The following is a 12,268-nucleotide window of genomic DNA, read 5'->3' as shown; positions in this document are numbered from 1 at the left end:
AAGAAACAACATGTATAACCGTAGCGGCACTCAGGCCTACGCACAGGTCAGTCTGGAAAGCGGCGCCATGAGCGCCAGCCCGCACCAGTTAATCGTGATGTTGTTCGACGGGGCGCTCAGCGCCCTGCTTCGCGCACGCATTTTGATGAACCAGGGCGATATCGCAGGCAAAGGCATGGCGCTGTCCAAAGCCATCAACATCATCGACAACGGCCTGAAAAGCGGCCTCGACCATCAACAGGGCGGCGAGATCGCCGAAAACCTGGCGGCGCTGTATGACTATATGAAACGCCGGCTGATGCAGGCCAACCTGCACAACGACGAAGAGGCGATCGCCGAAGTGGTCAAGCTGCTGGAAAACATCGCCGACGCCTGGCGCCAGATCGGCCCCAACTACCACCCTTCGCAGGACGCCGTGTAATGGAACGTCAACAACAGCTCTTAGCCGCTTATCAACAAATCTATGCCCTGAGCAGCCAGATGATCGCGCTGGCGCAGACCGGGCGCTGGGAAGAGCTCGTTGAGCTCGAATTCGCCTACGTGACGGCGGTGGAAAAAACCGCCGCCTTTACCGGCCAGGCCGGCCCGTCAATGGCGTTGCAGGAGATGCTGCGCAATAAGTTGCAGCAAATTCTCGACAACGAAACCGAACTAAAACGCCTGCTGCAGCAGCGCATGGATGAGCTGAAAATGCTGATCGAACAGTCCACGCGCCAAAACGTGGTCAATAATACCTACGGTCAGTTTAACGACCGTTCGCTGCTGTTGGGGGAGCCACAGGTCCGATAAGATCGACAATACCGGCGAAAATGGATTAAATAGCACTATGCGCTATTACTCTCGGGTTAGGTTAGGATATTAATCTATGGCATTTGAATTATTCAGTTTATGGGTAATTGGTAAAATGCGCGCTTTGAGCTTTGCTCTCACTTTAATGGATAAACATCATCCCGACACGGACGTTTTCTGTTCAGCAGGAAATTGATTTTTGATAGATAAAACTCGCCGCTGTGTTTCACGGCCCATGGAAAAATGTTGCTCCGACGCTGATCAAAGCGTAAAGATATTCTCAGATAATGGCTGCGAAATGAATATCGATGGAACGTACAATTAATCTCTGTCCTGGAATTGGTGCCTCAGCGCACATCATTCAGCATACTGAATTATTATTCCCTTCAGTCTATTTTGAGCAACCACATCTGTATCTGATACAACAAGGCCATAAGCGCGTACGCTGGCAACAACAGGAAGTGGTGGCTCATCCCGGCGAGCTGTTGATTATCGACGGCGGTCAAACGGTGGACATTATTAATGGCCCATCCGAAGAAGGTGTTTTCAGCTGTCAGGTGCTGACCTGCGATCCGCTGCTGCTCAACGTCCAGCCGCCGGTAGAAGAAATGCCGCCACCGATGCCGTTCGACGCCGTCCTGACGCTGCGCAACCTGCCCTGTGCCCTGAAACACAGCTTTGAGACCACCAGCCTGGCACTGGCGCTTCGGCAGCGTTTTCCCACCCTCATCGTGCGGCACAAAATGCTGGAAATTCTGCTGTGGTTGGCCCAGTTCGGTATTCGCTTCATCCATAACGAAGCCAAGGATCTCACGCAGCGCGTGCGCCGCTGCCTGGCGACCGATCCGCACAGCATTTGGACAGCGGCCAAAGTCGCGGAAAGCCTGTCGATGAGCGAAGTGATGCTGCGTCGCAAACTGTCGATGGAAAATACCGCGTTGCGCAATCTGATGATCGACGTGCGTATGAGCAGCGCGCTGGCCCTGCTGCAGTCGACCGACTGGCCTATCTCCGCCATTGCGCAACATGTCGGCTATGAAAGTGCGTCGCGTTTCGCCGAACGTTTTCGTAAACGCTTCGGTTTTGCGCCTACCGCCATTCGCGGCCACCAGAGAATTATGGAGCCCGGCCTCCAGGGGGGCGAGGCGATAGTCGCCGGAGAAACCTAAATAGACGCGCAACAAAACGGTTTTATTTAACACAAGCCCTTAACGGTTGTAACAATGCTGAGATACGCTATGTAACGTCCACCCGCCGAACAGCGAATTAAACGATGCATAATGAAAAGCGGTTATTTTCTCTGGCAATAATGTTGTTGGGGCTGTGGCTGTTGGCACTACTGTATGAAGAAGACATGATGCGCTTACTTGCCGCACAATAAGACGACCAGGCTTTTTATCGCCTGGTCAGACTTCAATCCAGTTTGACCAAAATGCCAATTAACACGGCGAGCACCGTCAACATTAAAATACTGATCAAACGCCATCTGGATTCGCTTTTACTGCTCATTGACCCGTCTCGAATAATAACCCTACTAATAAGGTTATAATAAACGCTCGCCTGCGCATTCAATAAGCCCGGCAGCACAGGTTTCATCCCTCTATTCGGTGCATTGCCCTCCCTTTCCCGCCGGTGCGGGCACCGGTCATGGCCGATGCGACATCGACGGCGCAACAAGCGCCAATTTTCCCGGCAGCTCCGCCACCAGTTTGTCCACCGCCAGCCGCACCTTAAGCGGCTGATAAGGCATAAAGGGCCACACAACGCTCACCGGAAAACTGAGGCTGGACTCACCGCGCATGACCTCCGTCAACGTCCCCGCCATCAACCGATCACGCACCAGCCACTCCGGCAGCCACGCAATGCCGGCACCGGCGGAAACCGCATCGACGATCCCCTGCATATCATCCATCATCATCTTGGCCGGCGGCCTGAACGACCGGAGTTCACCGTCTGCGCCGCGCAGCTGCCAGGGCAACACGACGCCGCCGTGTAAATACCCGACGGCCTGATGCCGGCTTAACGCTTCCGGCGTCCTGGGCTCGCCGTGGCGCTGTACGTAATCGGGCGAGGCGCAGAGGATCATGCCGTGTTCCCCCAGTCGCCGGGCAACCAGACTGCCGCTGTCCGCCAGCTCACCGATGCGCACCGCCAGATCGAATCCCTCGTCGATCAGATCGATCCTGCGATCGCTGAACGACATCTCCAGCGTCAATAGCGGGTGCTCATTCGCCAGCGCCGTCAGCAAGGGCGCAATGCACAGATGGCCAAACAATACCGGCACCGAGACTCTGAGGCGGCCGCTGACCTGCATCTTGCCGCTGTCCAGCTGATTTTCCGCCGCCTGCACATTCGCCAACGCCTGCCGGCAATGTTCATAGTACAACGCCCCTTCATCTGTCAGGCTCAGGCTGCGCGTGGTGCGCATAAACAACATGACCCCGAGCCGATCCTCCAGGCGCGACACGATTTTGCTGACCGCAGAACGGGTCAGATGAAGCTTGTCTGCGGCGGCGGCAAAACTGCCGCCTTCCGCCACGGCGACAAAAGCCGGCAGTGCGCTGAGATCGCTTTTCATCCTATGTTTCCAATTTGGAATCAATAATGTGAAAACCTATCACCACTGGTGAATACTAAGCAATGATAACCTGCAGTCATTCCGGTACTCCCGGTGAAATCCACAGATTACCGTCAGAGGACAACCACATGAAAAATATACTGGTGCTCAAATCCAGCATTATGGGAAACGACTCGCAGACCAATACCCTGATTGATCATTATCTGGCGGAACGTCGGGCCAAAGGATATGACGATAAGATCGTCGAACACGACCTGGCGGCGTTGGATCTGCCGGTATTGGACGGCGAGCTGTTCAGCGCGCTGCGCGGCGCGGAAAACACCAGCCAACGCGCCAAAGCGGCGGTGGCGCTCTCCGATCGACTGATTGCCGAACTGAAAGAGAGCGATCTACTGCTGATCGGCGCGCCGATGTACAACCTCAACGTACCGACCCAGCTGAAGAACTGGTTCGATCTGGTGGCCCGCGCCCGGGTAACGTTCAACTACACCGCCACCTATCCGGTTGGGTTGGTCGAGGGCGTCAATGCGCTGGTGTTCAGTTCACGCGGCGGCGTGCACGTCGGTCAGCCAACCGACGCCGTGACGCCCTACCTGCGCTCGGTGCTGGGGCTGATGGGAATTGGCGACGTGCAATTTATCTATGCTGAAGGGCTGGACATGAAACCGCACGGCCACGCTCAAGGGTTGGCGAATGCTCACGAGCGGATCGCAGAATTGGATGGCTGAGGTAAACGTACAACGGCATTGATTTGTTATAACATAACAAATATGATAACCGCGTCGGCGCCACTTCGAGCGGGCGTCGACGCTCCTACATTACACAAATGTTTTATCGCACCTTCAACCAGCTATTTCGATAGCTGGTTTTTTTTGTCCATCGGCTGGGGCCACGACGTCAATATTGCCGGGCGACGCGTTTCATCTCTCGCTCGCCGGGCGACTGCGTCTTCACGGACAGCGGTGCGACAAACGCTTTCCATTCTTTGCTGCTTTCCTGCTGAGCCGCATTCTTTTGGGCCGATGAATAATCATCGTTTTGCCCAGCGCATCCTGACAACGCTATCAAGGCCAGAACAAAACACCGTGATTTGCACATAATCATATCCCTATCAACAACAGTCGCTATAGGGTAACAGCGCCGAGCAAAATTTCACTGAAAAATGACCGGCATGCTCATCACACCGGCATATTCATGATGTCCTGGTAGGCCGCCACCAGCTTGTTGCGCACCTGGACGCCCAATTGCAGAGATACCGACGATTTTTGCAGATCGACCATCACATCGTTCAGGCTGATGCCCGGCACGCCCAGCTCGAAATCCTGCGCCTGTTTGCGCGCCGTTTGCTGCGTCTCGCTGATCTTACCGAGCGCAGCGGTCAGTTCACTGGCGAAACTAACGCCCTGCGGCGCCGCATTTTGCCCCATCTTGCCGGCCTGAACCGCCATGGTCTGCATCTGCTGCAGCACCCCTTCAATGCCCTGAATCGCCATCTGACCCTCAATCATTTCGTCTTGCCGGGTGAAGTTTCACCCTGCACTTCTCCAATGATGCACACCCTAGCACAGCGTTTTCAGAGCTAAAGCGGTTAATTAACTGCAAAAAACCCGGCTTATCGGGCAATCAGAATCATCTGATAAGGCGAATAATGGCCTGCCCAGAAATGGGAGCGCCGCTATTTAGAAGATATGTGTATCAGGGAGTCTGTTTTGTCACACAACGCTAACCATACCGTTCATCAGCCTGGCAGGGAGCTGCTCAGCGGCCCGTACGGGATCGTGAGCGCCATTGAAGGACGAGACCTAAAATGAGTGCTTCGATAACCGCCGGCGAAAGCCGCGACAACGGCCTGCAGGCCATCTGGAATCGTCTGCGCGCCAACCCGAAAATTCCGTTGCTGGTCGCCGCCTCCGCCGCGATCGCGATCGTCGTCGCACTGCTGTTGTGGGTGAAAAGCCCCGACTACCGCGTGCTGTACAGCAATCTGAACGACCGCGACGGTGGTGCCATTGTCACTCAGCTGACGCAGATGAACATCCCTTACCGCTTTGCCGAAAATGGCGCGGCGCTGCTGATCCCGGCGGAAAAAGTGCATGAAACCCGTCTGCGTCTGGCGCAGCAAGGGCTGCCAAAAGGCGGCGCTGTCGGTTTCGAACTGCTGGATCAGGAAAAATTCGGCATCAGCCAGTTCAGCGAGCAGATCAACTATCAGCGCGCCCTTGAAGGCGAGCTGTCGCGCACTATCGAATCGCTGGGACCGGTGCAAAACGCCCGCGTTCACCTGGCGTTACCTAAGCCTTCACTGTTCGTGCGCGAACAAAAATCCCCTTCCGCCTCGGTGACGCTGACTCTGCAACCGGGCCGCGCCCTGGACGACGGCCAGATCAACGCCATCGTTTATATGGTGTCGAGCAGCGTTGCCGGCCTACCGCCAGGCAACGTGACCGTCGTCGATCAGGCCGGACGCCTGCTGACGCAGTCCGACGGTACCGGGCGCGATCTCAACGCCTCGCAGCTGAAATACGCCAACGAAGTGGAAAACGGCTTCCAGCGCCGCATCGAAGCGATCCTGGCCCCGGTGGTCGGCAGCGCCAACGTGCGGGCTCAGGTCACGGCGCAGATCGATTTCGCCACGCGCGAACAAACCGATGAACAGTATCAGCCGAACCAGCAGCCGGACAAAGCCGCTATCCGCTCCCAGCAAACCAGCCTGAGCGAGCAGATCGGCGGGCCACAGGTCGGCGGCGTGCCGGGCGCGCTGTCCAATCAGCCGAGCGCGCCGGCCACCGCGCCGATTGAAACCGCCAAGCCGGCCACCGCGGCGGGCAACAACGCCAACGCGACCGCGCAAAACGCCGCAACCACCCGCAGCGCAGCGGCCAGCGGCGTGCCGCAAAACACCCGACGCGACGCGACGACCAACTACGAGCTTGACCGCACCATCCGCCATACCCAGCAAAAAGCCGGCACCGTGCAGCGTCTGTCGGTCGCCGTGGTGGTCAACTACCTCGGCGTAGACAAAGACGGCAAACCGCAGCCGATGAGCAAAGAGCAGCTGGCGCAGATCGAAGCGCTGGTGCGTGAAGCGATGGGCTATTCCAGCAGCCGCGGCGATACCCTGAACGTGGTCAACACACCGTTTACCGACAGTCAGGTTACCGGCGGTGAACTGCCGTTCTGGCAAAGTCAGTCGTTCATCGATCGTCTGCTCGACGCCGGCCGTTATCTGCTGGTGCTGCTGGTTGCCTGGCTGCTGTGGCGCAAACTGGTGCGGCCGCAGCTGCAACAGCGCCAGGCGGCGCAACAGGCCGCCCTCGCCGCCGCCAACGCCCCTGTCACTAAAACGGTCGACAGCAACAAACCGAGCAACGAGGAGCTGGCGCAGCGTCGCAAATCGCAGCAGCGCGTCAGTGCAGAAGTCCAGAGCCAGCGGATCCGCGATCTGGCTGACAAAGACCCACGCGTGGTCGCTCTGGTAATCCGCCAATGGATGAGTAACGAGATATGAGCCTGACCGGAACCGACAAAAGCGCCATCTTGCTGATGACGCTGGGTGAAGATCGCGCGGCGGAGGTGTTCAAACACCTCTCCTCGCGCGAAGTACAGCTGCTGAGCGGCACCATGGCCGGCATGAGCCAGGTTTCACACAAACAACTCGGCGAAATACTGACCGAGTTTGAAGACGACGCCGAGCAATACGCGGCGCTGAGCGTCAACGCCAGCGACTACCTGCGCTCGGTGCTGGTCAAGGCGCTGGGCGAAGAGCGAGCCGCCAGCCTGCTGGAAGACATTCTCGAATCGCGCGAGACCACCACCGGCATGGAAACGCTCAACTTTATGGAGCCGCAGAGCGCCGCCGATCTGATCCGCGACGAACACCCGCAGATCATCGCCACTATTTTGGTGCACCTCAAACGCGGCCAGGCGGCAGACATCCTGGCCCTGTTCGACGAACGCCTGCGCAACGACGTGATGCTGCGTATCGCCACCTTCGGCGGCGTGCAGCCGGCGGCGTTGGCGGAGCTGACCGAAGTGCTGAACAACCTGCTCGACGGTCAGAACCTCAAGCGCAGCAAAATGGGCGGGGTGCGTACCGCCGCCGAGATCATCAACCTGATGAAAACCCAGCAGGAAGAAGCGGTCATCGACGCGATGCGCGAATACGACGGCGAGCTGGCGCAGAAGATCATCGACGAGATGTTCCTGTTCGAAAACCTGGTGGAAGTCGACGATCGCAGCATCCAACGCCTGCTGCAGGAAGTGGAAGGCGAGTCGCTGCTGATCGCGTTGAAAGGCGCCGAACAGCCGCTGCGCGAGAAGTTCCTCAAGAACATGTCGCAACGCGCCGCCGACATCCTGCGCGACGATCTGGCCAACCGTGGGCCGGTGCGCATGTCGCAGGTGGAGAACGAGCAGAAAGCCATCCTGCTGGTGGTAAGACGCCTGGCGGAAACCGGCGAAATGATCATCGGCGGCGGCGAGGACACCTATGTCTGATCGCATTAACACCCTGCCCTGGCAGCCCTGGTTGCTCAACGATTTGGGCGAGCAGAAACCGGCTCTCGAGCTGCCGCCATTGCCGGATCTCGAACTTGACGATCCGTCGCCGGACGCGCAGGCCGAATTGCAACAGCAGCTGGCGACGCTGCGCCTGCAGGCAGAGCAACAGGGCCAGCAGCTGGGCTATGCCGACGGCCAGCAAAAAGGGTATGAGGCCGGTTTTCAGTCCGGTCTGGAGGAAGGCCGCCAGCAGGGGCTGCTGGAAGCGCAGCAGCAGCAACAGCCGCTGACCGCTCACTGGCAGCAGTTGGTCACCGAATTCCAGCACACGCTGGACGCACTCGACAGCGTGATCGCTTCGCGGTTGATGCAGCTGGCGCTGACCGCCGCCAAACAGGTGCTGGGCCAGCCGCCGGTGTGCGACGGCACCGCCCTGCTCGCGCAGATCCAACAGCTGATTCAGCAGGAGCCGATGTTCAACGGCAAGCCGCAGCTGCGGGTCCACCCGGACGACTACCAACGCGTCGAACAGCAGCTGGGGGTCACCCTCAGCCTGCACGGCTGGCGCCTGCTGGCGGACGGCGAACTGCACCCGGGCGGCTGCAAGGTCAGCGCCGAAGAAGGCGATCTCGACGCCAGCCTGGCGACGCGCTGGCATGAACTGTGCCGCCTGGCGGCACCAGGAGAAGTCTGATGACCGCGCGTCTCGGCCGCTGGCTGAGCTCTCTGGATACGCTGGAAAAGCGCATCGCCCGCGCGCCGACGGTGCGCCGTTACGGCCGCCTGACCCGCGCCACCGGGCTGGTGCTCGAGGCCACCGGGCTGCAGTTGCCGCTCGGCGCGACCTGCCTCATCGAACGGCACGACGCCGGTGAGGTGCAGGAAGTGGAAAGCGAAGTGGTCGGCTTCAACGGCCAGCGGCTGTTTCTGATGCCGTTGGAAGAAGTGGAAGGCATCGTGCCAGGCGCGCGGGTTTACGCCCGCATCGCGCCGGAAGGCCAAAGCGCCGGCAAACAGCTGCCGCTCGGCCCGGCGCTGCTGGGCCGCGTACTCGACGGCAGCGCCAAACCGCTCGACGGCCTGCCCTCCCCGGAAACCGGTTACCGCGCGCCGCTGATCACCGCGCCGTTCAACCCCTTGCAGCGCACGCCGATCGAGCAGGTGCTGGACGTGGGAGTGCGCACCATCAACGGCCTGCTGACCGTCGGGCGCGGCCAGCGCATGGGCCTGTTCGCCGGCTCCGGCGTCGGTAAGAGCGTATTGCTCGGCATGATGGCCCGTTATACCCAGGCGGATGTGATCGTCGTTGGCCTGATCGGCGAACGTGGCCGCGAGGTCAAAGACTTTATCGAGAACATTCTCGGTGCCGAAGGCCGCGCGCGCTCGGTAGTGATCGCCGCTCCGGCGGACGTGTCGCCGCTGCTGCGCATGCAGGGAGCGGCCTACGCCACCCGCATCGCCGAAGATTTCCGCGATCGCGGGCAGCACGTGCTGCTGATCATGGACTCCCTCACCCGCTACGCCATGGCGCAGCGTGAGATCGCCCTGGCCATCGGCGAGCCGCCGGCGACCAAAGGCTATCCGCCTTCGGTCTTCGCCAAGCTGCCCGCCCTGGTGGAGCGCGCAGGCAACGGCATCAGTGGCGGTGGCTCCATCACCGCCTTCTATACCGTATTGACCGAAGGGGACGATCAGCAGGACCCGATCGCCGACTCGGCCCGCGCCATACTCGACGGCCATGTGGTGCTGTCGCGCCGCCTGGCGGAGGCCGGCCACTACCCGGCGATCGACATCGAAGCGTCGATCAGCCGCGCCATGACGTCGCTGATCGACGAAGAGCATTATCGCCGGGTTCGCACCTTTAAACAGATGCTGGCCAGCTATCAACGCAACCGCGATCTGATCAGCGTCGGCGCCTACGCGGCAGGCAGCGATCCGTTGCTGGACAAAGCGATGACGCTGTATCCGCAGATGGAAGCCTACCTGCAACAGGGCATCTTTGAACGCAGCGGCTATGATGAAGCCTGTCAACAGCTGCAGCAGTTGATTGTTTAACGTCACAGAGGCGCAGAGCGATGAAATCACAGTCACCCCTGATTACCCTACGCGATCTGGCGCAGGATGCGGTGGAACAAGCCGCGCAACAGCTGGGCCAGGTACGGCAGGCGCAGCAGGCGGCGGAGCAACAGCTGTCGATGCTGCTCAACTATCAGGACGAATACCGCCAGAAGCTGAATCATACGCTCTGCGACGGCATGGACAGCTCACGCTGGCAAAACTACCAGCAGTTTATCGGCACGCTTGAGCAGGCCATCGACCAGCACCGCCAGCAGCTGCTGCAGTGGGGGCAGAAAGTGGATCACGCGGTGAAGCAATGGCAAGACAAACAACAGCGGCTGAACGCTTTCGAAACCCTGCATACCCGCGCAATGAATGCGGAGCAGCAGCAGGAGAACAAACGGGATCAAAAATTGATGGATGAATTCGCTCAACGCAGCGCACAAAGGAATATCAACCCATGAATCTGAACGCCCTGCCCGGCCTGGCCTTACCCGGCGACGCCGGCGGTCTGACCGAACTGACCTCGGCGCTGGACGAAAGCCAGCTGTCGTCCGCTTTTGCCCAGTTGCTCGGCGCGCGTTTCGCGCCCGCCGCCGATGGCAAACCTCAGCCGGCCACGCTGAGCGCGGACAATGAACGTGCCCCGGCCCTGAGCCGCAACCAGCTCAATCAACTGCTGGCCACCTTCGGCGAGCGCGGCGGTCTGTTGCCGAACCTGTCAACCTCAGCCGACGCGCCTTCACCTGAAGCCGTTGAAGGCGATGCGCCCGCCGCCGGCGATAAACCGGCGCAGACGCCGATCGTCGCCGCCAAAGAGCTGGATGCCGCGACGCTGCAGGCGCTGTACGCCATGCTGCCGGCCGCGATCGTCGCCCAGGCGCAACCGGCCGAAGGCCAACAGTCGCTGCCGATGGAAAACGCTGACGAGGCCACTGCGCTGCAGCCGGGCAACGGCCTGCTGAACATCGCGGCGGCCGGTGATAAAACCCCTGCTCGTTCAGCGGCGCCAGCCGCCCCGACGGTGACCAGCGTTAAAACACCGGCCACCGACGGCGATAACGCTACGGCGGCGCTCACGCAGCCGGCTACCGGCGAACGTGCAAGCACCGCGCAACCGCTGCCGGCGAGCGATGCGCAGCAGCCGCCGACGCTCAATCACGCCGTCGCCCTGGCCGCCGCCAGCCCGACGCAAACGGCCGCCCCGGCCAGCGCACTGGTGACTGCACCGCCTACGCCGCAGCTCAACGCGCAGCTGGGCAGCCCGGAATGGCAGCAGGCGTTGAACCAACAGGTGCTGATGTTCCACCGCAACGGCCAGCAGAGCGCCGAGCTGCGCCTGCACCCGCAGGAACTGGGCGCTTTGCAGATCACGCTGAAACTGGACGACCAGCAGGCGCAGCTGCACATCGCCTCTGCGCACGGCCAGGTGCGTGCGGCGGTGGAAGCGGCGATGCCACAGCTGCGCCACGCGCTGGCGGAGAGCGGTATCAACCTGGGGCAGAGCAGCGTGGGCGGCGAATCCACGCCGCACTGGCAACAGGCGCAACAGCAGGCTTCCAACGGCCAGGGGCGTTCCAGCTATGCTGAACATCATGGCGGCGAGGCGGCAGCAGCCGACAACGTCAGCGCGCCGGTGGCGCTGCAGCGCATGGCCAGTGCGGTCAACGGCGTCGATATTTTCGCCTGAGCCGCCGCAAACGCTCAAGCTGGCACCCATTTGCGCGTTTATTCAGGCTATTGCACGCCGCAATAGACGCGATAATACCTTTACATGTCATGCGTGCGGCTTTGCTGCGCGCTATGCTCGCCGCCTCGCAGGCCGCGGGTGGAACAACAGGAATTAGATTTGGCTATGTCTCAGAACTCCCTTCCGGCAGCACCGAAACGCCCCCTTCTGGTCATCCTGCTGGTGTTGATCAGCGTCGTCGCCTGTGGCGCCGCGGGTTACAGCTGGTGGCTGCTGCAACAGCATAAAAACGGCGCCGAACCGGCCGCCGTCAAAGAACAACCGCCGGCGGCGCCGGTGTTCATGCCGCTCGACACCTTTACCGTCAATCTGGTGACGCCGGACAACAACCCGGATCGCGTGCTGTATATCGGCCTCACGCTGCGTCTGCCGGACGAAAGTACCCGCCGTCAGCTGAACGATTTTCTGCCGGAAGTGCGCAGCCGTCTGCTGATGCTGCTTTCCCGCCAGGAAGCGAGCCAGCTGGCCAATGAACAAGGGAAGCAACAGTTGGTGGCGCAGATTAAGGATGTGCTCAGCCCGCCGCTGGTTAAGGGACAACCGAAGCAGGTGGTCAGCGACGTGCTGTTCACCGCCTTCATACTGCGGTAATC

General features: G+C 60.3%; 13 protein-coding genes. 11 read left to right on the top strand and 2 right to left on the bottom strand.

Annotation, left to right across the window (positions count from 1 at the left end):
* Positions 1-10: 10 nt before the first annotated feature.
* From fliS to ACRAWE_RS04880, 3 genes are all read left to right on the top strand, one after another.
* A complete protein-coding gene (gene fliS, locus ACRAWE_RS04890; RefSeq protein ID WP_019452932.1) occupies positions 11-421 on the top strand; it encodes a flagellar export chaperone FliS in 411 nt (136 codons plus the stop codon).
* Complete coding sequence (gene fliT, locus ACRAWE_RS04885; protein ID WP_019452933.1) at positions 421-789, top strand: flagella biosynthesis regulatory protein FliT; 369 nt, start codon at positions 421-423, stop codon at positions 787-789. Before fliS ends, fliT begins: the two co-directional genes overlap by 1 nt.
* A gap of 308 nt (positions 790-1,097) precedes the next feature.
* A complete protein-coding gene (locus tag ACRAWE_RS04880) occupies positions 1,098-1,958 on the top strand; it encodes a helix-turn-helix transcriptional regulator (RefSeq protein WP_432525031.1) in 861 nt (286 codons plus the stop codon).
* 476 nt (positions 1,959-2,434) lie between these two features.
* On the opposite strand, the gene ACRAWE_RS04875 is transcribed toward ACRAWE_RS04880, so the two are convergent.
* Positions 2,435-3,367: a LysR family transcriptional regulator gene (locus ACRAWE_RS04875; protein WP_063918539.1), complete on the bottom strand. Its 933-nt coding sequence runs from the start codon at positions 3,365-3,367 to the stop codon at positions 2,435-2,437.
* Positions 3,368-3,495: 128 nt separating this feature from the next.
* On the opposite strand from ACRAWE_RS04875, the gene ACRAWE_RS04870 reads away from it, so the two are divergent.
* Positions 3,496-4,095 carry an FMN-dependent NADH-azoreductase gene (locus tag ACRAWE_RS04870; RefSeq protein WP_063918540.1) on the top strand — a complete coding sequence of 200 codons (600 nt, stop codon included), beginning with the start codon at positions 3,496-3,498 and terminating at the stop codon, positions 4,093-4,095.
* A gap of 450 nt (positions 4,096-4,545) precedes the next feature.
* Here ACRAWE_RS04870 and fliE read toward each other — a convergent pair whose 3' ends face one another.
* A complete protein-coding gene (gene fliE / locus ACRAWE_RS04865; protein WP_025159836.1) occupies positions 4,546-4,860 on the bottom strand; it encodes a flagellar hook-basal body complex protein FliE in 315 nt (104 codons plus the stop codon).
* Between the two features lie 314 nt (positions 4,861-5,174).
* Between fliE and fliF the strand changes: the two genes are divergently transcribed.
* The 7 genes from fliF (at position 5,175) to fliL (ending at position 12,266) form a co-directional block, all read left to right on the top strand.
* A complete protein-coding gene (gene fliF, locus ACRAWE_RS04860; RefSeq protein WP_211129852.1) occupies positions 5,175-6,875 on the top strand; it encodes a flagellar basal-body MS-ring/collar protein FliF in 1,701 nt (566 codons plus the stop codon).
* Positions 6,872-7,864 carry a flagellar motor switch protein FliG gene (gene fliG, locus ACRAWE_RS04855; RefSeq protein ID WP_004934775.1) on the top strand — a complete coding sequence of 331 codons (993 nt, stop codon included), beginning with the start codon at positions 6,872-6,874 and terminating at the stop codon, positions 7,862-7,864. Before fliF ends, fliG begins: the two co-directional genes overlap by 4 nt.
* Entirely contained in the window at positions 7,857-8,561 is a 705-nt protein-coding gene (fliH, locus tag ACRAWE_RS04850; protein ID WP_432525027.1) for a flagellar assembly protein FliH, read from the top strand. The genes fliG and fliH overlap by 8 nt, the downstream gene beginning before the upstream one ends.
* Positions 8,561-9,922: a flagellar protein export ATPase FliI gene (fliI, locus tag ACRAWE_RS04845; RefSeq protein ID WP_004934781.1), complete on the top strand. Its 1,362-nt coding sequence runs from the start codon at positions 8,561-8,563 to the stop codon at positions 9,920-9,922. Before fliH ends, fliI begins: the two co-directional genes overlap by 1 nt.
* A 20-nt stretch (positions 9,923-9,942) precedes the next feature.
* Positions 9,943-10,389: a flagellar export protein FliJ gene (fliJ, locus tag ACRAWE_RS04840; RefSeq protein ID WP_004934783.1), complete on the top strand. Its 447-nt coding sequence runs from the start codon at positions 9,943-9,945 to the stop codon at positions 10,387-10,389.
* Positions 10,386-11,615: a flagellar hook-length control protein FliK gene (locus ACRAWE_RS04835; protein WP_432525024.1), complete on the top strand. Its 1,230-nt coding sequence runs from the start codon at positions 10,386-10,388 to the stop codon at positions 11,613-11,615. The genes fliJ and ACRAWE_RS04835 overlap by 4 nt, the downstream gene beginning before the upstream one ends.
* Before the next feature lie 165 nt (positions 11,616-11,780).
* Positions 11,781-12,266 (top strand): flagellar basal body-associated protein FliL, encoded by a 486-nt coding sequence (gene fliL, locus ACRAWE_RS04830; RefSeq protein ID WP_015378245.1) that lies wholly within the window; start codon positions 11,781-11,783, stop codon positions 12,264-12,266.
* Positions 12,267-12,268 lie beyond the last annotated feature (2 nt).

The sequence above is a fragment of the Serratia sp. BFP-2025 genome, assembly GCF_050880365.1.
Taxonomy (GTDB): domain Bacteria; phylum Pseudomonadota; class Gammaproteobacteria; order Enterobacterales; family Enterobacteriaceae; genus Serratia; species Serratia surfactantfaciens.
The sequence above is the reverse complement of the archived record's forward strand: the minus strand, read 5'-3'. Positions and strand labels throughout refer to the sequence as shown.